The 19261-nt window shown below is 30.4% G+C and carries 21 protein-coding genes and 1 riboswitch; of the genes, 11 read left to right on the top strand and 10 right to left on the bottom strand.

All coding sequences use genetic code 11. The annotated features are described in order from the left end of the window. Positions 1–9: 9 nt before the first annotated feature. Positions 10–471, bottom strand: coding sequence for a DUF4442 domain-containing protein (locus UEQ13_RS12300; protein WP_329806641.1), 462 nt, complete (start codon positions 469–471; stop codon positions 10–12). Positions 472–711: 240 nt separating this feature from the next. Between UEQ13_RS12300 and UEQ13_RS12305 the strand changes: the two genes are divergently transcribed. The 8 genes from UEQ13_RS12305 (at position 712) to UEQ13_RS12340 (ending at position 9003) form a co-directional block, all read left to right on the top strand. Then, a complete protein-coding gene (locus UEQ13_RS12305) occupies positions 712–1041 on the top strand; it encodes a PadR family transcriptional regulator (protein ID WP_166124743.1) in 330 nt (109 codons plus the stop codon). Positions 1042–1047: 6 nt separating this feature from the next. After that, entirely contained in the window at positions 1048–2790 is a 1743-nt protein-coding gene (locus UEQ13_RS12310) for a PspC domain-containing protein (RefSeq protein WP_329806642.1), read from the top strand. A gap of 1 nt (position 2791) precedes the next feature. After that, complete coding sequence (locus UEQ13_RS12315; protein WP_329806643.1) at positions 2792–3502, top strand: head GIN domain-containing protein; 711 nt, start codon at positions 2792–2794, stop codon at positions 3500–3502. Positions 3503–3778: 276 nt separating this feature from the next. Next, on the top strand, positions 3779–4618 hold the full coding sequence (locus tag UEQ13_RS12320; RefSeq protein ID WP_329806644.1) for a GIN domain-containing protein: 840 nt from the start codon (positions 3779–3781) through the stop codon (positions 4616–4618). Between the two features lie 4 nt (positions 4619–4622). Further along, on the top strand, positions 4623–5030 hold the full coding sequence (locus tag UEQ13_RS12325; RefSeq protein WP_329806645.1) for a hypothetical protein: 408 nt from the start codon (positions 4623–4625) through the stop codon (positions 5028–5030). Positions 5031–5242: 212 nt separating this feature from the next. Then, positions 5243–8122 (top strand): GH92 family glycosyl hydrolase, encoded by a 2880-nt coding sequence (locus UEQ13_RS12330; RefSeq protein WP_329806646.1) that lies wholly within the window; start codon positions 5243–5245, stop codon positions 8120–8122. Positions 8123–8137: 15 nt separating this feature from the next. Further along, complete coding sequence (locus UEQ13_RS12335; RefSeq protein WP_329806647.1) at positions 8138–8512, top strand: hypothetical protein; 375 nt, start codon at positions 8138–8140, stop codon at positions 8510–8512. Beyond that, positions 8509–9003 (top strand): nuclear transport factor 2 family protein, encoded by a 495-nt coding sequence (locus UEQ13_RS12340; protein WP_329806648.1) that lies wholly within the window; start codon positions 8509–8511, stop codon positions 9001–9003. Before UEQ13_RS12335 ends, UEQ13_RS12340 begins: the two co-directional genes overlap by 4 nt. A gap of 3 nt (positions 9004–9006) precedes the next feature. Here the strand turns inward: UEQ13_RS12340 and UEQ13_RS12345 are convergent, their stop codons facing one another. Next, positions 9007–9867 carry an AraC family transcriptional regulator gene (locus UEQ13_RS12345; protein ID WP_329806649.1) on the bottom strand — a complete coding sequence of 287 codons (861 nt, stop codon included), beginning with the start codon at positions 9865–9867 and terminating at the stop codon, positions 9007–9009. 93 nt (positions 9868–9960) lie between these two features. Between UEQ13_RS12345 and UEQ13_RS12350 the strand changes: the two genes are divergently transcribed. From UEQ13_RS12350 to UEQ13_RS12360, 3 genes are all read left to right on the top strand, one after another. After that, on the top strand, positions 9961–10323 hold the full coding sequence (locus tag UEQ13_RS12350) for a DUF983 domain-containing protein (RefSeq protein WP_329806650.1): 363 nt from the start codon (positions 9961–9963) through the stop codon (positions 10321–10323). Positions 10324–10600: 277 nt separating this feature from the next. Beyond that, the gene (locus tag UEQ13_RS12355; protein ID WP_329806651.1) at positions 10601–11155 is read left to right on the top strand and encodes a hypothetical protein; all 555 of its coding nucleotides are present in this window, start codon (positions 10601–10603) and stop codon (positions 11153–11155) included. A 3-nt stretch (positions 11156–11158) separates the two neighbouring features. Then, positions 11159–11362, top strand: a complete 204-nt coding sequence (locus UEQ13_RS12360) for a helix-turn-helix domain-containing protein (RefSeq protein ID WP_329806652.1) — start codon at positions 11159–11161, stop codon at positions 11360–11362. Between the two features lie 182 nt (positions 11363–11544). On the opposite strand, the gene UEQ13_RS12365 is transcribed toward UEQ13_RS12360, so the two are convergent. The 8 genes from UEQ13_RS12365 to UEQ13_RS12400 form a co-directional block, all read right to left on the bottom strand. After that, positions 11545–12081 (bottom strand): DUF4252 domain-containing protein, encoded by a 537-nt coding sequence (locus UEQ13_RS12365; protein ID WP_329806653.1) that lies wholly within the window; start codon positions 12079–12081, stop codon positions 11545–11547. 6 nt (positions 12082–12087) lie between these two features. After that, on the bottom strand, positions 12088–12606 hold the full coding sequence (locus tag UEQ13_RS12370; RefSeq protein ID WP_166124735.1) for a DUF4252 domain-containing protein: 519 nt from the start codon (positions 12604–12606) through the stop codon (positions 12088–12090). 146 nt (positions 12607–12752) lie between these two features. After that, positions 12753–14669 carry a TonB-dependent receptor plug domain-containing protein gene (locus UEQ13_RS12375; RefSeq protein WP_329806654.1) on the bottom strand — a complete coding sequence of 639 codons (1917 nt, stop codon included), beginning with the start codon at positions 14667–14669 and terminating at the stop codon, positions 12753–12755. A 74-nt stretch (positions 14670–14743) separates the two neighbouring features. Next, a riboswitch (cobalamin riboswitch) is annotated at positions 14744–14954 on the bottom strand. Between the two features lie 31 nt (positions 14955–14985). Next, positions 14986–15507 carry a histidine phosphatase family protein gene (locus UEQ13_RS12380; RefSeq protein ID WP_329806655.1) on the bottom strand — a complete coding sequence of 174 codons (522 nt, stop codon included), beginning with the start codon at positions 15505–15507 and terminating at the stop codon, positions 14986–14988. Beyond that, positions 15492–16298 carry an adenosylcobinamide-GDP ribazoletransferase gene (locus UEQ13_RS12385; protein WP_329806656.1) on the bottom strand — a complete coding sequence of 269 codons (807 nt, stop codon included), beginning with the start codon at positions 16296–16298 and terminating at the stop codon, positions 15492–15494. Before UEQ13_RS12385 ends, UEQ13_RS12380 begins: the two co-directional genes overlap by 16 nt. 116 nt (positions 16299–16414) lie before the next feature. Beyond that, complete coding sequence (cobT, locus tag UEQ13_RS12390; RefSeq protein ID WP_329806657.1) at positions 16415–18067, bottom strand: nicotinate-nucleotide--dimethylbenzimidazole phosphoribosyltransferase; 1653 nt, start codon at positions 18065–18067, stop codon at positions 16415–16417. Between the two features lie 21 nt (positions 18068–18088). Further along, positions 18089–18733, bottom strand: a complete 645-nt coding sequence (locus tag UEQ13_RS12395) for a Dph6-related ATP pyrophosphatase (protein ID WP_329806658.1) — start codon at positions 18731–18733, stop codon at positions 18089–18091. Between the two features lies 1 nt (position 18734). Continuing rightward, positions 18735–19241 (bottom strand): bifunctional adenosylcobinamide kinase/adenosylcobinamide-phosphate guanylyltransferase, encoded by a 507-nt coding sequence (locus tag UEQ13_RS12400; protein ID WP_329806659.1) that lies wholly within the window; start codon positions 19239–19241, stop codon positions 18735–18737. Positions 19242–19261: the final 20 nt, after the last annotated feature.

A 19261-nucleotide genomic window follows, 5' to 3' on the forward strand; every position in this document is an offset into this window, starting at 1 on the left:
AACAAATGTTTATTTTCTACTTCTTGCTTTTAATGTCCATTCAAATTGCATTTCTGAAACTTGTTCTCCTTTTTCATTTACGCCAATAGAAGTTAACCAAACCGTTTGTCCTTCATTTGTAACAATAGCTTTTTGAATAACTTCGGCAATTAAATTCCCTTGATTACAAGTAAATGTGATTCTTCCAGTAGCCTTTTTTGTAAAAACTGCTTTGTTTTGAGCCACTAACATAGAAATGTCTTTTCCACTTTCTTTGATACGATACATCACTAAAGCACCAGTTGTAAACTCGGCAGCCATTGCTTGCACTGCAAAATACATGGATTTAAACGGATTCTGATTGAACCAACCATGTTTAACTGTTGTTTGACATATTTCAGGTGAAATTGACTTTACTCTCACGCCACTCCAAAAAGCAGAAGGTAATTTAAAAAACGTAAAAGTGTTTAGTTTAATCGGTGTGAACTCCATAATTACTTATATTTTTTGTAAAAATAACAAAAAATACTATGCATTCATAATAAATTTTAAATGTTAAAAAAATGTTAAATATTAGTACTATGCGATACAAGGTAACTGCTTTTAGATATATATTTGCATAAGAAAATAACATACTTACTAAAGTACTATTTTCAAATCATCAAGTTTCAATCATCAAATCAAAAAACGAAATCCTGACGTTTTCAGGACTAACAAAAAAATGAGCAACAAATGAACATTGAAAACACAAAAGCACAAATGCGTAAAGGTGTTTTAGAGTTCTGCATCTTATCTGTATTAAAAGAAAAAGACGCTTACACTTCTGAAATTTTAGACACTTTAAAAACCGCTAAATTGCTTGTAGTTGAAGGAACAGTTTATCCTTTACTAACAAGATTAAAAAACGATAACTTATTAAATTATCGTTGGGAAGAATCAACTTCTGGACCACCAAGAAAATATTATGGTTTAACAGATGAAGGAAAAGAATTTTTAAAAGAATTAAACAACACTTGGAGCGAATTATCTGGTGCTGTAAACACAATAACTAATCAAAACTAACAGGTCATGAACAAAACAACAAGTATAAATTTAGGAGGATATTTTTTTCATATTGATGAAGATGCCTTTAGAAAATTAAGCAATTACTTTGATGCGGTTAGAAGATCATTATCTCCAGACGGTAGAGAAGAAATTATAAAAGATATAGAAAGTAGAATTTCTGAAATTTTCACAGAAAAACTAGGGACAACAAAACAAGTCATTGGTTTAAAAGAAGTGGACGATGTTATTGCTATTATGGGACAACCAGAAGACTATAAAATTGAAGACGAAGCACCAAAAAACGAATATTATTCAAGTTATTCTAACTCAGGTTCTTCAACTAAGAAATTATACAGAGATAAAGAAAACTCTTTATTAGGTGGTGTAATGTCTGGTTTAGGTCATTATTTTGGAGTAGATCCATTATGGTTAAGAATAATAATGGTTATCTTATTTTTCGGATTTGGAACGGGCTTAGTGTTGTATTTAATTTTATGGATTTTAGTACCTGAAGCTACAACCACTTCACAAAAGTTAGAAATGAGAGGTGAACCTATTACAATTTCAAACATTGAGAAAAAAGTAAAGGAAGGTTTTAGCGAAATTTCAGATAAATTCTCCAACTTAGACCACGACAAGATTGCTGCCAATGCAAAATATGGGGCTGAAAGAGTAAGTTCAACATTGAGTGATATTATCACATCTATATTTAAAGTGATTTCTAAAATAATTGGAGGTTTTATAGTATTCTTTTCATCAATGTCTTTGTTAAGTGTTGTAATTGGAGGAATTGCCATGATGTTTTTCTCAACTTTACCAGATAATTTAATTTACAATAAAATTCACACACCATTTGATATTGAAACTCCAATTTGGTTACAAGGCATCTTATTTATTATTGTAGTTGGAATACCTTTATTTTTCTTACTAATTTTAGGTCTGAAATTACTATCTAATAGAGTAAAATCTTTAGGAAATACAACAAATTATTCTTTATTAGCGATTTGGATTATTGGATTAGCAGCCGTATTGTTTTTAACTGTAAAAGAAATTAGTCAAAATGCCTATACAGGAAAAGACATCAAAAAAGAGCTTATTAATTTGCAGCCTACAGATACATTAAATATCAAGTTTCAAGCAAATAATGTATACAGCAAAGATTTTAATAATTATGAAAGTTTTGAAGTAATTCATGATGATAAAAACAATGCCATTATTTTTTCAAATGACGTTTCCATCAGAATTTTAGAAACTGAAGAACCAATTGCCTATCTTCAAATTGAAAAATCAGCAGAAGGAAGTAGTATTAAAAATGCAAAACAATCAGCTGAAAAAATTAAGTATACGTATAAAATAGAAAATAATAACTTAATATTAGACAACTATTGGATAACTGAATTAGCAAATAAAAAACACGATCAAGATGTGGAATTGTTTTTATATTTACCAAAAGGTGTAACGTTTAAAGTAGATGAAAACTATTCTGACTTTGACCAATCTGACAATTCTTATTTTAATTTACATCATAGTTCTGACAAATATGTTTATAAAGTGGGTGAAAACAAAATTTTATGTACGAATTGTCCTCCAGAAGAAAATGAGTATGACGATTTAGAAAATGATACCATTTCAAATTTCGAAGATAATTCAGAAATCATATTAAATGAAGATGGAGTTCTTATCAAAAAAGGCGACAAAACAGTTGAAAAACAAAACGTAGAAAGCATCAAAATTAACAAAGACGGTGTAACCATAAAATCTAAGTAAGATGAAAAAGTTTTTTGCAACTCTAATCGTTACTGTAACGCTTGTTTCTTGTCATGATTTTGACAATCAAAAAAGAGGAAATGGAAATGTAACAACTGATACCAGAGAAGTAACAGGAAATTTCTCAAAAATAGTGGTTGGTCAAGCTATTGATGTAGAAATTGAGCAAGCCGATTCTTATAGTATTGAAGTCGAAACCGATTCTAACTTACAAAATCACATTAAAACAACAGTTGAAAATGGTGTTTTAAAAATCAGTTCTGATGCAAACATTCAAGATGCAGAAAAACTGTTAGTTAGAATTAAAATGAAGCAAGTAACTGAAATCGAAACGACAAGCGCTTCTAGCGTACAATCGGTAAATCTTTTAAAAGGTAAATCGCTTAGGATAGCAGCTTCAAGTTCTAGTGATGTTGAAATTGAAGCAGAATATGAAACAATTCATTTAGAAGCTACGAGTACTGGAGAAATTACTATAAAAGGAAAAACTCTAAAATTAGAAACCAGCGCTTCAAGTGCCAGCGAAATTGACGCTTCTGATTTATTAGCTAACGAAGTTTTTGCACAAGCTACAAGCGCAAGTGATACTAAAGTTTATGCTATAGTAAAATTAGATGCAAAAGCAGCAAGTGCAGGTTCAATCACTTCAGTAAAAAAACCAAAAGAAGTAAGAAAAGAAGAAACCAGCGGCGGAGAAGTTTCTATTGAATAATTTAATTTAATTTTAACATTCAATTCAAATTAATTAATTAATTTTACACAAACTATAAAACTAACAACTATAAAATCTAAATAACTATGATACAATTTGTTATAAAAGTAATTGATATTGCCGTACAGTTAGTAATACAATTTATAGAAAGCATATTTTAGAAACACATTTAAAGGTTTAGAATTTCTCTTAAATTCTAAAAATACATAACTATAAATCCCGATTTTTTTCGGGATTTTTTTTAATATATTTGCCAATAAAATAAAAAACATCAAAATGACAAAAAATAGTATCTTATTAGTACTTGCTTTATTTAGCTTAACTATCGCTACTGCACAAGTTAAATTAGAAAAAATAAAAGGTTCAAAAATTGTAACTGTTACTACTAAAGAAGTGGAATCATTTGAAAATGTAGAAATTGAAGAATTTTTAGATGTGTATTTTGTAAAATCAGAAAAAACATCAGTAGAAATTGAAGCCGACGATAACTTACACGACATTATCAGCTATAATGTACTAGGAAATACCTTAAAAATTACCGCATTAAAACAACCTACAGGTGAAAAAAAATTAGCCATTAGAGTAAATTATAATGATAGTTTAAAAACTATTGTAGCCCGTCACGAAAGTAAAATTAATGCATTAGCAGATATTGCTTTAGAGAATATTACGATTAAGAATTTCGATAAATCACAATCTTTTTTAAATGTAAAATCAACCAATTTTACTTTAATTATGACTGATAAATCGAAAGCTGAAATTAACGTAAAAGCTGATAAAACTGTAGTTGAATTAAGTAAAGATGCTAAAGTTAAAGGCTTAATTGCTTCACCTGAAGCTAAAATCGATTTGTACCAAAAAGCGGAAGCTGAAATTGAAGGCGATGCGCAAATTGCTAAAATCAGATTGGATAATAATTCGAGTTTAATTGCGAAAAAGTTCACGGTAAAAGATATGGAATTAGTCGCAGAAAGCTATACAAAATGTTCTGTAAACGCTCAAAAATCTATTGAAATTTCAGCATCAGGAAAAACAGAAATCGATTTATTAGGTGAACCTAAAGTAGATTTAAAAGTGTTCACAAACAGTGCTATTTTAGCGAAGAAAGAAAAATAATATAATGAAAAAAGATATTATTATTCCAGAAGTGGAAAACGTATATATTGTAGCCATTAAAGAATGGAATGAAGATTTTGGCGAAAACTCATGGTATGCTTACATCTTAAACAATAATTCAGAAAAACTAGAAATGGCCATGGTGGTTTCTAATGCAGAAGGAATTATTAATAACGAAGAAAGAAAAACCGGAAGTTTCCGTCACGCTTTTGCAGAAGTTTTACCAGAATCTGCTATAAAAGTAGAATTATTAGAAAACAACGTACTGCAATTGAACAATCATTTTATGTTAACGTATTTTCTAAACGGAAAATTATACGATAAAAAATTTACTTTCGAAGCCAATTCATTAACTGATGAAAACATATCAGAATTACAAAAAATCAACCGAGTTGGTGTAATTGGAAAATAACTTGATTTAAAAATTGTCAGGTTGAGCGGAGTCGAAACTTTTTAATACTTCAACATCACTCAGGAAGACAAAACTTAAAATATAACCGTAAATTCTCAAAATAAAATCTGAGAATCTGCGGTTTTTTTATTCCCAATAATCTCATTTTATATCCCATAAAATTGCTTATTTCAATTTGTTTGTTGAAATTTACGACAACAACATTTACCAGTATGAAATTGAAGATAAACAATCACCAAAATAACAATAAAAATAGCCTAAGTAAAAAAGTGTTTTTACTGCTTTTATTCCCTACTTTCTTATTCTCCCAAAATTTCCAAGAACACGTCAATCCATTTATTGGAACGGGCGGACACGGACATACGTTTCCCGGAGCAACAGTTCCTTATGGAATGGTACAATTATCACCAGATACTAGAATTGATGGCAGTTGGGACGGTTGTGGTGGTTATCATTACGATGATTCCACTATATACGGATTTTCGCACACACATTTAAATGGAACAGGAGTTTCCGATTTTGGCGACATCATGTTAATGCCAACAATGGGTGAACCTTCTTTCGATAATAAAGTGTATTCTTCAACATTTTCTCACGCCAACGAAAAAGCTTCAGCTGGATTTTATGCAGTAAAATTAGACAAACATAATATCGATGTGCGTTTAACCTCTTCGACTCGAGTTGGTTTTCACGAATATACTTTCAACAAATCTGGAAATGCAAATATTATTCTCGATTTAAATCATAGAGATAAATTATTGGAAGGAAGAATTCGAATCATCGATAATAAAACTATAGAAGTTTTAAGAAGAAGTGAAGCTTGGGCAAGAGATCAATATGTATATGCAAGAATTGAGTTTAATGTTCCTTTAAAAGTTAATTTAGTCAAGGGAGAAAACACAAAATTAGAAGGCCTATATAAAGGAACTGAGTTAGCATTAAGTTTTTCAAAGCAAGTCAAAAAAGGTGAAAAAATTCTAGTCAAAGTGTCCCTTTCCCCAACAAGTTATGATGGTGCGAAATTGAACATTTCTGAAATTCCACATTGGGATTTCGAAAAAGCAAAAACCGCTGCACAAGCACTTTGGAACAAAGAATTATCAAAAATTGAAATCACTGAAACGAACAAAGATAAACTAGCGGTTTTCTACACAGCTTTATATCACACCATGATGCAACCGAATATTGCAGAAGATATCGATGGAAAATACCGTGGTCGTGATAACCAAATTCATGTAGCAGATACGTATGATTACTACACCGTTTTTTCACTTTGGGATACGTTCAGAGCCGCTCACCCACTTTACACATTAATTGATAAAAAACGAACTTCCGATTATATCAACACCTTCATCGCACAATACGAACAAGGTGGAAGATTACCAGTTTGGGAATTGGCTTCTAACGAAACAGATTGTATGATTGGCTATCATTCCGTTTCAGTGATTGCCGATGCGATGGCAAAAGGAATTACAGGTTTCGATTACGAAAAAGCATTTCAAGCGAGTAAAGCTTCAGCCATGCGAGATGTTTTAGGATTAGCAGCATACAAAAAAAACGGATTTATCGCGATTGACGACGATCACGAAAGTGTTTCAAAAACAGTAGAATATGCTTACGATGACTGGTGTATCGCACAAATGGCGCAGATTTTAAATCATAAAGAAGATTACGACTATTTCATGAAACGTTCTCAAAATTGGAAAAATATTTTCGATAAAGAAACTGGTTTTATGCGACCAAAGAAAAATGGTGGTTGGGACAAACCTTTCGATCCAAGAGAAGTGAATAATAATTTCACAGAAGGAAACAGTTGGCATTACTCTTTTTTCGTACCACAAGATATTCCTGGAATGATTGAAGCTTATGGTGGACCCGCAAAATTTGAAGCCAAATTAGACGAAATGTTTAACAGTGAAAGTAAAACAACAGGTCGTGAACAAGTAGATGTTACCGGTTTAATCGGACAATATGCGCAAGGAAACGAACCTAGTCATCATATGGCGTATTTGTATAATTACATTGGCAAACCAGAAAAAACTAAGGAAAAAGTACATTTTATTTTAAATGAATTTTACAAAAATACACCAGACGGATTAATCGGAAACGAAGATTGCGGACAAATGAGTGCGTGGTATGTGTTGAGTTCTATTGGCTTATATCAAGTTACACCAGGACAAGAATATCTTAATACAACTGAAGCAATTTTTGAAAATGCTAAAATTAAATTAGAAACAAATGGCTATGAAACTATACCAAAAGGCACAAAATATGGTTATTTTATAAATAGTGAATTAAGTAATTGGAAAAAGACTTTAGAAGTTGATATTGATGTTGCTGCAACGGAAGAAAATTTTGTAAAGCAAATTGTTCCAGTTCCAACTATTCAAGCTGAAAATATTGTATTTAAAGATAAAATGATAGTGGAAATAAAATCACAAAATCCAACAGATAAAATTTTCTATTGGATAAAAGGAATTAATGATGCTACTAAAGACAAAGTTTGGGTTTTATATACAAAACCATTAACAATTAGTGAAACTACTGAAATTCTTGCAAAAATTAACAACGATGGAAAAGAAAGCAATATAGTAAAATCAAACTTCTACAAAAAACCAAACAATTACTCCATAAACATCAAATCGAAATACAACTCACAATATCACGCTGGCGGACCAGAAGCCTTAATTGACGGCATTTTAGGAACTGAAAATTGGAAAAAAGGCGAATGGCATGGGTACCAAAGTCAGGATTTTGAAGCTATTATTGATTTACAAGTAGAAAAAACTTTAACGCATTTTCAAGCAAATTTCTTGCAAGACAGTCGTTCTTGGATTTTAATGCCTACAGAATTAGAGTTTTTAGTTTCTACAGATAACATCAATTTTACATCAGTTGGTTCTTTAAAAATTAATGATGTAAATCCAAAAGAAAACGAAACTGTTATCAAAAACTACGAAATCAATTTAGCCAAACCACAAAAAGCAAGATTTGTAAAAGTAATTGCTAAAAATTACGGAAAATTACCAGAATGGCACCAAGGTTTTGGCGGCGATGCGTTTATTTTTATTGATGAGATTACAGTGAAATAAATTCAAACAAAAACTATGGAATTAGAAATCCCAAAATCATACAAATGGTTTGTTCGAGAACAACTTACAAAATTTGTTCCATGGCATTTTTATGAAACTTTAGAATTGAAATCTGATATCAATGAAAGGTTTAAAATTGAAGACAATTCGAATCGTGAAGTATTGACATTTGGACACAGACAAGACATGGATACTTATGCAGGATTTGAAATCATAAATGAAAAAGTCTGCGAAAATATAATTGTTTTTCATCCTTCTTTTCAAAAAAACACAACGGATTGGAGTATAATTGAAAATGAATATCTTGATTTTATTCAATTTATGAGAAATCAAGTTTTACAAGATGTGAATGAATGGATTGAAGATGAATACGAAACTGAAACAAAATGAAAATCAAAACACACTTTATCGCATTAATTATTCTTAGCCTAGGATTCTTGACAGCTTGTTCTGCAAAAAAGAATAAGTACCAACTTACAAAAAATTACAAACCAGATGATGTTGAACTTTATAAAACAATTGTAGCTTTAGATAGTGCCTTTTTTCATTCGTATAATACTTGCGAAACCAATTTGGAAACCTATGCAGCGTTTTATGATGAAAACATAAAATTTTATCACGATAATGGTGGTTTTATAAATTCGAAAATAGATTTGGTAGAAGGCACAAAAAACAATATCTGCGGAAAAGTAACTCGAGAATTAGTAAAAGGAAGCATTGAAGTATATCCAATAAAAGACTTTGGTGCGATTGAAATGGGATTACACAAATTTCATAATAAAGAAGAACCTAACAGCCTACCAAAAGTAGGAAGATTTACAATAATCTGGAAAAAAACAAATTCCGATTGGAAAATTGTGAAAGTGATAAGTTTGCATTAAAATCTACACCAATTCTCTAAAACCTTTCGGAGTCAAATTGGTATATTTTTTGAAAACTTTAGTAAAATAGGAATAATTTTCAAATCCTAATTCGTTCGCCACTTCTCCTATTGTCTTGTCATTGGCTGATAATAAGCGTTTACTTTCTAAAATAATTTTACTGTAAATAAATTCAGTAAGTGTTACATCTAAAACATTCTTACAAATGCGATTTAAATGTTTTAAACTCATATTCATTTTATCTGCGTAAAAAGAAGGCAATTTCTCAGATTTAAAATACTGATGGACCAATTGTTCTAATTCCTTAATTTTCAAATGATATGGATGCGAATTATGTTCTTGTAATGATTCATAAATTCTCGCTAATTCAATATGAATAACATCTAAAATATTTAATAATTTATCTAATTTCTTGAATTCATTTATATTATTTTCTTCCAATAACAAATCAAAAAAATTGGAAATTTCTCGGGTTTGAAATTCGTTTAAAATCATTTCAGGCGAATTTTTCGAATCTCGATAAAACGAATAATTTTCAATTTGTTTCGAACCAAAATACACATTGTACACTTCTTGAGAATAAAACGCAATATAGCCATCTATATCTTCGGAAAGTTGCCAACTATGTACTTGACCGGGTTTCAATACAAACAAAGAATTCGGTTGAATGGCATAAGTGTTAAAATCGACCGTATGAAATCCGGAACCTTTCGTAAAAAGCACGAACAAATAAAAATTATGACTGTGCGAATTCTCAATAAAATCATGAGTACGTAAATGTGATTTAAAATCATTGAAATATAAATCGTTAGTATCGGAATCACAATTGAATTTCTTAATTTGATAAACGGGTAATTTTTCCATACTTACAAAATGTCTTTATATTACCATTTTTAGCGAATATAAGAAATTTTTAGCACATAAATATGTCTTAATTTTGCATAAAAATAATTGATCATGTTACAAATTATCAAACACATATTGAATAATGATTGTCCAAATTGTTATAAAGGAAAAGTCTTTAGAGATAAAAGTTTTTTCTTTAGTATTGGTTTTCCAAAAATGAACGAATATTGTAGTCATTGCAACAATAAATTTGAAAAAGAGCCTGGTTATTTCTTTGGCTCTATGTTTGTTAGTTATGGTTTAGGCGTTGGAGAAGCTATAATTACCTACGTCATCGCACATCAATTTTTTGAAAAAACAATCGATTTAAGAATGATTCCAATTATTGCTGTAGTGATTTTATTATTGTCTTCTCTCAACCTTCGATTGTCAAGAATGATTTGGATTTACATGTTCAAAAACTATTCGAATTAATTTTTAAAAAATTATATCTTTAGATTTTATGGGAATTTTCGTCAGTTCGAGTGTTCCAATGAAACATGAATTGGAATGTATCGAAAACTAGTAAAATTATTGGTTCTCGATACATTTTTTGTTACGTTTCACTACACAAAAAACACTCGAACTGACGTTGTAAATAAATTAACGGGTTTACAATTATTTACAAATCAATCTAAAAAAAATATATTTTTATTGTTTTTCAATAAATTTTTATTGATATTTGCATCATCAACTTTTAATATTTAAAATTATGGAAATTAAAATTAGTTCGAAGCAGATGCTTATCGTGTTAAGAATTCTTTGTTGGATTATCTTTATTGGACTTTGTATTGAAGCCTGTGGAATTCTATTTAATCTTTTTTATACCTTACTTTATAATCCAATTGGAGCAGGATTTTTCTGGAATCAAATTGATTTTTCATCTTTGTACCAATTTGACAAAGGTCATTTTATTGTAGTAACTTCAATTATGAGTATAGTGTCTATCCTAAAAGCCTTGATGTTTTACTTGATTATTAAAATTATTGAAAACAAAGAACTTTCCATAACTTCACCATTTAATCATTCCGTAAGAAAATTTATTTTATTAGAAGCATTTATCTCTTTTGGAATTGGTTTTTTCACAAATTATGGTTTGAATTATACAGAATGGTTAGCGAATCAAAATATTAAAATGCCTACCATTCATGTATTAAAAATTGCAGGTGGAGATGTTTGGTTATTTATGGGTGTAATTTTATTTGTGATTGCCTATGTTTTCAAAAGGGGCATTGAATTGCAAGAAGAAATTGATTTAACAGTTTAAATTATGGCTATAGTTGTAAATTTAGACGTGATGATGGCAAAGCGAAAAATGTCGTTAAATGAACTTTCAGAAAAGGTCAATTTGACATTAGCGAATTTATCCATCTTAAAAACAGGAAAAGCAAAAGCCATTCGTTTTAGTACGTTGGAAGCCATTTGCAAAGTGTTAGATTGTCAGCCTGGAGATATTTTGGAGTATACAGAGTAATCAAGTTATTTTCAACAGAAAAGGTTCTCGATACATTTTTTTGGCATCTCATTTTGGAATGAGATACCAAAAAACCACTCGAACTGACGGCAAAATAACTATTTAAAACAATAGGTTATTTAACATAAAAAAATCCCGAAACTTCAACAGAATCGGGATTTTGTATTTTTATAAAAACTTACTTATTTCTTATTTACGAAATTCAAAATAGGTTTAAGTTGTTCCATATCTATATTTGATTTTTGTAAGATGCTGAAAAACTGCATCGCATCTTCTGGTTTCATATTATCACCTAAAACACGAATTACAGTAAAACCAAGATCTTTTTGATTTCCGAATAAAACTAATTCGTCAATTTCTTTATTATCGCCAACCAACATAATTGAAGCGTTATGTCCCACCCCATTTAATTTAATCAAAGGTTGAAAAGTCGTATCTTTTAAAATCTCTTTTACTTCTTTTACTTCTTTTGAATACTGCGCGTTATTTTTTTCATCTTTTTTGAAAGCTAAAACATTTACTTTTTCAAATGAAGCTAAAGCTTTTTTCTCAGAAGCAGATAATTTACTTTCGTTCACATTTAAAATCGATGAAGAAATATCCATAGACATAAACTCCTTTTTCTCGCCACTTTTTACGAAGTATTTTTGCAAAGATGGTTCTTCATCTTTACAACTCATCATTACTACAACTAAAGCAATACCAATTAATTTTTTCATGATGTTTTATTTTGAAATTTTACTTAAAATATCTGCTCCAGGAATGTTTAACTTCTTTACGATTAAAGCAATCTCGCTTAAAGGAAAATCACCTTTAATAGATAAAACTGAAGTTTTTACACCATTGAAATTTCCATTTACCACAACTAAAACTTCTTTAACATTTGCTTGATTCGTATCCGTTTTACCATAAATTTTAATTACATTACCTTCTTGAGTAGTTGTAGAAATTGCTTCTAACGGATTTCCTTTTAAATAGGTAGCTACAGCTCCATTTAAATCGCCACTTAATTTTGGTTGCGACGTATAAACGGCTTGCAAATTGTCTAATTTTTTAAGCAAGTTCATATATTGTTGCATTTCTTTATCTTTTGCATCAACTTTCACTTTGCTCATCATTTCGAACATTTTTTTCGAAACTACAATGCTTTCTACACCTTCTTTATCTTCTAATTTATCAAAAGCATTTTGAGAAAACGCCAAAGAAGAAACTAACAAAGCTACGTAAACAATAATTTTTTTCATTTTTAAATAATTTTATATTTTAAGTAATCAAATTCTATTCCAAAGATAAGACATTCGTTTTGTGATTTTGTTACAGAAAAAAAGGATTTAAAGTAAAAACCTTAAATCCTTTTGGAAACATAACTTTAATTTTCTATTTCAGTTAATTAGAATTTTAAATTTAATCCTAATTTATAATTTCTTCCTCTTGAAGTAAATCCAACTGTTTCAACAAAATCTTCATTGAATACATTTTGAACAGCAGCAAACATACTTAAATTCGTTGATAACTTTACACTTAAATTTGTATGTACCAATTGATAAGCAGGAACCTGAGTAGCAACAGTTGCAAATGTAGTACTATCAAAATAAGCTACATCTCTTTGGTTGATGTATTGATATTGAGCACTCCAAGAAATATTTTTAGTAATATCTACAGATAAATTTGCATTAGCTCTGTGTTTAGCAACAAATCTTGCAATTAACACATCATTTTCAACAAATGTATAATTTCCGCTCACTGTAACTTTTTGAATTGGTTTAATAGTTACATTCGTTTCAAAACCTTTAGATTTATTAATACCAGCAATATTAACATATTGTCCCCATGGTGGACTTGGTAAATTTCCAAAAACAATTGAATTATCTTGTTCTCTGAAGAATGCTGCACCAGTAAAAATTACTTTTTTGTTAAACAATTGTTTTTCAAAACCTAATTCCGCTGTTGTATTTTCTTGAGGTGTAAGTGCTGAATTTCCGTATGGAGAATATACTTGGTATAACGTAGGAGAAACAACTGCTCCACCAATAGATCCATAAAATTTTAATCCTAATTTAGAAATTGAGTACGATGGATTAAAATTCCAAATTAAATAATCATCATAAACACTATGCTTGTGGTAACGAATACCTGTATTTATATTTAATCCAATTTTGGTTTCATAAACAGCTGTTAAATAAGGATCTACTACATTAAATTTAGCAACATTTCCAAGAATATCACCATATGGAGTAAATTGATTCATATCAAAAAATTGAAATTGAACTCCAGTTACTAAATATAATGAACTTAATACATTATATTTATTAAAGGCATCAACATTCACATTTCTTGATTTATAAAAAGAATTTGAAATACCATTCCAAGTGTCAAAATTAGTATAATCTCTTTCTAATAATCCAAATGAAGAATTAATTTTAAATTCCCCTTTTTTATATTTAAAAGTTGGTGTAAAACCGGCTCTAAATTGCTCACTTGATAGCGAATTAAATTCATTATCTGAAAAAGAACCGTCATCAAAAGTAGATTTTAATTTATCGTAATTTGCGAAAAAATCTAAATTTAGTTTTCCATTCACTTTTACTCCAAATTGTTGGTTTAAATTTAATCTTGAGAAAATATCATCTTCAAAATTTACACCAGCTGCTTCACTTAAACCTCTAACTTCTGTACTATTTAAAGAAGTTAAAAACGAAACTTTTCCATTAGAACCATTAAATGAAAAACCTTGATTAGATTCTTTTCCATGTAATTTGTGGTTTTCTGTTGTGTTTTGAGTTCCAACATTAATATATGCTGTACCTGAAACTTTATTCTTTACCGCTTTCTTTAAAGTAATATTAATAACAGCTGAAGCGCCGTTTGGTCCATATAAAACGGTAGAAGCTCCTTTTAAGATTTCAATACTTTCTACTTGATCTACTGGTAATAAACGTAAATCATATGTTGATGAAATACTTGAAGCATCAACTACCGGATTTCCATCAATTAAAATTAAAACTTGATTGGTGTTTCCACCTCTAACAAATAAATCTAAATTTTTTCCAGCACTTCCTTGGTTACCAACTACTTCAAATCCTGACAACTGACTTAATACAGTAGCTACACTTTGACCTTTTCTTTGTTCTAAATCTTTTTGTGTGATTTTCTCAATACTTCTTCCTGATTTTGCTTTGCTCTGAGCAAATTTAGTATCCGTAATTACTACTTCTTCAATAGTTTTTGTAGCATCTTGTTCTTGTGCAATAGCAAAAGAAGTTCCCAACGTTAAAAACGTGGCAAGTTTAATGAAATTTGTTTTCATCTTTAATTTTTAAATTTTAAAAAATAGGAAAAAAGCATAGAATTACCCATACCCAAACTTTTTCTCCCGAAAGCTTGATACAATGAATTGAGGCAGGTCTCCTGGCTTGCGTATTATTGTTTTCCTTCCCAAGATGCTGAAAAAAATTCAGCAAACTCAGTGGATTTGTAGTAACAATAACCTTATTAGCATACAGTTGCGGGTACAGCTCAGGTTTTTAACCTGATTCCCTTTTAATGAATTTTACGAAAAACGCAAAATCCAACCATAATTCGAGGTCAAAAATACGAATAAATTCAACAATTCCTATTTTTACTTATAATTCCAAACGAAAAACTTCACCATAATTTACAGAATACAAAGAAAAAGCATCCACAAGATTGGTTTTATGATAACGAGATAAAATGCTTCTTATACTGCCAGCATGACAAATAACAATAATTTTAGCTACTTTTTTTTGAAGTAATTCGGAATAAAATTCACCTACACGTTCATGTAAATCTTCAAAGGATTCGCCATTAGGAACGCGAACGGTAACAAAATTATCCATCCAAGGTTTGATTTCTTCTTGTGGAATATCGTTCCAAGGCTGCAATTCCCAATTTCCGAAATTCATTTCCATTAAGCGTTTATCTAAAATGATATTGTCAGAAATAAATTCAGCCATTTTTTTACATCTTAGTAATGGACTAGAATACACACTAGCATCAATAGGAAGTTGTGCTTTTATTTCTTGAAAAATATCTAAATATGGTTCTTTGATATCCACATCGGCTTGACCGTAACAAATCCCTTTTTCACAAATAGTTTCCGTATGACGAACTAAATAAATTTCCATAATGCTATAAATGATAAATAAAATACTACTTCTGCAATTTGTTGCGTGGCGCCTAAACAATCTCCTGTGTAACCGCCAATCCATTTTTTAAAATAACGTGTTAGTGAAACATTTGTCAAAATTAATGGTATCAATAAATAAAGAAAACACCAAGAAATAGAAATTAATTTTAAAAAAGGAATTAACCCAAAAACAAATGCTCCAACAATTTCTTTCCAAGTATTTTGTTTAGCGATGGGTTTGCTTTTAGATAATTCATCTTCACGAACATAATCCGTTGTGAAAATAATAGATATTGCGGTTAATCTTGAAAGAGAATGTGTTACGATAAAGAATAAAAATGAAACAAAAACAATATCATCTTGAATGTAAGGATGAGTTATAAATTCATTTAGCACCATTTTCAAAGCGAAAAACTTAATTGCAAATAACAATACTAAACCAATCGCACCATAAGCACCAATGGCGCTGTCTTTCATTATTTTTAGGATTTTTTCTTTTGTCCAACCGCCACCAAAACCGTCGCAAACATCTGCGAAACCGTCTTCATGAAACGCACCAGTTGTTAAAACATTAGCCAACAAACTAAAAAGAATAGCTAATTCTAAATAAAATATTTTATAAGAAAGGGCGAAAACTATTGCGCCAATTCCACCTACTATATATCCAATTAAAGGAAAATATCTGGTGGCTTTGTTTAGATACGTTGGATCGTGTGTAATGTTTTTAGGACAAGGAATTCTTGTGTAAAACATTAAAGCTGTAAAAAATATATCTAATTGTTTTTTCATGTTTTTTATATTTAACCGCAAAGAACGCAAAGTTTTTCGCAAGGCTCGCAAAGTATTTCTTTTACTTTTTACTTGACTCTTTTAACTTTTTACTTGGCTCCTTTTACTTGGCTCTTCTATTTATTACTTACTCCGGCACTTTCAAAACTTGCCATTTCGTTAAAAAAGGCAACGGCGGAATGTACAATTGGAAAAGCAACTGCTACTCCACTTCCTTCACCCAAGCGCATTTCTAAATTAATAAGTGGTTCTGCATTTAAATAATTTAATAAGGTGATATGTGCCTTTTCAGAAGAACAATGACAAAAAATCGCGTTCTTTTTTATTTCAGGATTTTTGATTGATGCGATTAAATAACTGACAGTCGCAATAAATCCGTCCACTAAAATAAGCATGTTTTTATTGTTTGCTTCTAACATCGCTCCAGCCATTTGTATGATTTCAAAACCTCCAAAACAAGCTATAGTTTCCTCAAAATTAGTGATGTTATGAGTCGAAATTGCATCCGACAAAAGTTGGACTTTCCTATTATATTTTTCAATATCAACTCCAGTTCCTTTTCCAACACAATCTGCAATTGGAATTTGGGTTAAAACCGACATTAAAACCGAAGCCGAAGAAGTATTTCCAATTCCCATTTCTCCAAAACCAATACAATTTGTTCCTGAATTGGCAATTTGTTCCGTAATTTCTTTACCGAATTGAAACGCTAAATGCAATTCTTGTAAACTCATCGCTGGAGTTTGCAAAAACGATTGTGTACCTTTCGCTACTTTTTTATCAATTAATTTTTCAATTTTTGGAAAATCGTAGTTGACACCAGCATCTACAATTTTTAAATCAATGTTATTTTGTTTGCAAAACACGTTAATTGCTGCGCCTTCTGTTAGAAAATTTTCTACCATTTGACGGGTTACTTCTTGCGGATAGGCACTTACTCCGTGATTGGCAATTCCGTGATCAGCTGCAAAAACGACTAAAGTGGGTTTTGTGATTTGTATTTCTAACGTTTGTTGAATCGTTGCAATTTGATGCGCAATAGTTTCTAGCTTTCCTAATGCACCTAATGGTTTGGTTTTAGTATCTATTTTTTTTTGGATGATTTCGCTTGAAATTTTTGAAGCACTTGTTTCTGTGATTTCGTTTTCAAAATGTATTTCTTTTTTTATAATTGTATTTTCAATTTCAGTCACAACTGGTAAAACGGTTTTTTCATTCCATTTTAATTGTTGTAACATGGGTTGATTATCGTAATTTGTAGCGGGTTTTCCCACACAGAAATAGCCAATAGGTTCAATATACTCTGGAAAATTTAATAGGTTTTTAAAATCGTAATGATTTAAAATAGAAACCCAACCCATCGAAAAACCTTGTTCAGTTAAAGACAACCAAACATTTTGTGCCGCACAAACCGCACTGTATTTTATGGATTCGTTGCTACCAACAGTTCCAATGGTGAAAGTATCTAAAACACTTCTGTCGTAGGCAATTATCAATCCGATTGGCGCTTCTTCAATGGCTTCTAACTTTAGTTGTAAATATTTTTCTTTTTGAGATGGAGAATCCGTTAAATTAGCGGCTTTCTCGTGATAATTTTGAAATATATTTTTTATTTCAGATTTAATTTCTGCTTTTCGAACAATATAAAATCTGGTCGCATTTGTCAATCCAACACTTGGCGCAAAATGTCCTGCTAAAATGGCTTTATCTAAAACTTCTTGAGGTACTTCATCCGTTGTAAAATGACGCGTATCTCTTCTTTGTTTCATAATTTCGTGTAAACTCATCATTTATTCTTCCCAAATTAAAAAGCAATAATTATCGTATGTTTTCTTGGTAAATTTTGGCAATTCAATCTTATTTTTAAATATCGGACAATTGATCACTAAAGTATGATATTCTCCATTTTCGCCACAAGCATCAATCCCTTTTTGCTGCAATTCGAGTGCTAATTCTTTGGTTACGATTTTACCTAAATAGTCTTCGCCCATTTCTACATTACACGAAACGATCATGGTTTCAATTCCAGCATCAATCATTTGAAAAACCAACTCCATTCTATCTTGTTGCCATAAGGGTAAAAAAGCTTTCAATTCTGCCGCATTACAAACCTTTTCTTCCCATTCTCGGTGTGGCTCTAAATCGATATCACCAAAAACAACACCTTTAATTTCGTATTGTTTTTTAATCTCGTGTAAAATCGCAATATAATTTTTTTCATACTCATTCCAAGATGCCGGAACTGCTACTAAAGGTACACCAATTTGTTTGGCTTGTTGTTCTAAAATCGACAACGGAATACCATGTGAACGCGAAACTTTTCCGTTTTCATTCATCATGTTTAGCAAAACTGTCGGTTTTAATCCTTGTTCAGCTGCTTTCATTAAGGCGAAACAACTGTCTTTTCCACCACTCCAAGAACTTAATACTCTCATCTTATTTAACTTGCATCGGTAAACCAGAAACCATAAAAGTTACTTTATCTGCTTTTTTGGCTATAAACTGATTGACCCAACCTTGTAATTCTACAAATTTTCTACCAATATGCGTTTCTGCGTGAACGCCCATTCCGATTTCATTTGTGATGATTAGTATCGTTGTGTCTTCCATTAAAGCTAACTTTTCAATTTCGGCTTTAGCCAATTCTAAAGAAAGTTCCACGTCATTTTTCGTATCTACAAAAAAGTTCGTTAACCATAAAGTGACGCAATCTATAATGGCAACTCTTCCTTTAAAATCAATTTGAGACAAGTTTTTTTCTTCTTCAATGTTAGTCCAATTTTCATCTCTTTCACTCTGATGTCTGTCGATTCTTTTCTGAAAATCGCCATCCCATTTTCGGGCTGTAGCCACATACATTGGGTTTTTTGAAAGTTCCAATGCTACATTTTGAGCATAACTACTTTTTCCAGAACGTTCTCCACCAGTAATTAAATATATCATTCTTATAATTTTATAGGTTT

Source organism: Flavobacterium facile (assembly GCF_036321945.1).
Classification (GTDB): domain Bacteria; phylum Bacteroidota; class Bacteroidia; order Flavobacteriales; family Flavobacteriaceae; genus Flavobacterium; species Flavobacterium facile.

Bases quoted from the DNA above. Each gene is read 5' to 3' on its own strand.
- UEQ13_RS12300 (WP_329806641.1), bottom strand. From the start codon at position 471: ATGGAGTTCACACCGATTAAACTAAACACTTTTACGTTTTTTAAATTA.
- UEQ13_RS12305 (WP_166124743.1), top strand. From the start codon at position 712: ATGAACATTGAAAACACAAAAGCACAAATGCGTAAAGGTGTTTTAGAG.
- UEQ13_RS12310 (WP_329806642.1), top strand. From the start codon at position 1,048: ATGAACAAAACAACAAGTATAAATTTAGGAGGATATTTTTTTCATATT.
- UEQ13_RS12315 (WP_329806643.1), top strand. From the start codon at position 2,792: ATGAAAAAGTTTTTTGCAACTCTAATCGTTACTGTAACGCTTGTTTCT.
- UEQ13_RS12320 (WP_329806644.1), top strand. From the start codon at position 3,779: ATGACAAAAAATAGTATCTTATTAGTACTTGCTTTATTTAGCTTAACT.
- UEQ13_RS12325 (WP_329806645.1), top strand. From the start codon at position 4,623: ATGAAAAAAGATATTATTATTCCAGAAGTGGAAAACGTATATATTGTA.
- UEQ13_RS12330 (WP_329806646.1), top strand. From the start codon at position 5,243: ATGAAATTGAAGATAAACAATCACCAAAATAACAATAAAAATAGCCTA.
- UEQ13_RS12335 (WP_329806647.1), top strand. From the start codon at position 8,138: ATGGAATTAGAAATCCCAAAATCATACAAATGGTTTGTTCGAGAACAA.
- UEQ13_RS12340 (WP_329806648.1), top strand. From the start codon at position 8,509: ATGAAAATCAAAACACACTTTATCGCATTAATTATTCTTAGCCTAGGA.
- UEQ13_RS12345 (WP_329806649.1), bottom strand. From the start codon at position 9,867: ATGGAAAAATTACCCGTTTATCAAATTAAGAAATTCAATTGTGATTCC.
- UEQ13_RS12350 (WP_329806650.1), top strand. From the start codon at position 9,961: ATGTTACAAATTATCAAACACATATTGAATAATGATTGTCCAAATTGT.
- UEQ13_RS12355 (WP_329806651.1), top strand. From the start codon at position 10,601: ATGGAAATTAAAATTAGTTCGAAGCAGATGCTTATCGTGTTAAGAATT.
- UEQ13_RS12360 (WP_329806652.1), top strand. From the start codon at position 11,159: ATGGCTATAGTTGTAAATTTAGACGTGATGATGGCAAAGCGAAAAATG.
- UEQ13_RS12365 (WP_329806653.1), bottom strand. From the start codon at position 12,081: ATGAAAAAATTAATTGGTATTGCTTTAGTTGTAGTAATGATGAGTTGT.
- UEQ13_RS12370 (WP_166124735.1), bottom strand. From the start codon at position 12,606: ATGAAAAAAATTATTGTTTACGTAGCTTTGTTAGTTTCTTCTTTGGCG.
- UEQ13_RS12375 (WP_329806654.1), bottom strand. From the start codon at position 14,669: ATGAAAACAAATTTCATTAAACTTGCCACGTTTTTAACGTTGGGAACT.
- UEQ13_RS12380 (WP_329806655.1), bottom strand. From the start codon at position 15,507: ATGGAAATTTATTTAGTTCGTCATACGGAAACTATTTGTGAAAAAGGG.
- UEQ13_RS12385 (WP_329806656.1), bottom strand. From the start codon at position 16,298: ATGAAAAAACAATTAGATATATTTTTTACAGCTTTAATGTTTTACACA.
- cobT (WP_329806657.1), bottom strand. From the start codon at position 18,067: ATGAAACAAAGAAGAGATACGCGTCATTTTACAACGGATGAAGTACCT.
- UEQ13_RS12395 (WP_329806658.1), bottom strand. From the start codon at position 18,733: ATGAGAGTATTAAGTTCTTGGAGTGGTGGAAAAGACAGTTGTTTCGCC.
- UEQ13_RS12400 (WP_329806659.1), bottom strand. From the start codon at position 19,241: ATGATATATTTAATTACTGGTGGAGAACGTTCTGGAAAAAGTAGTTAT.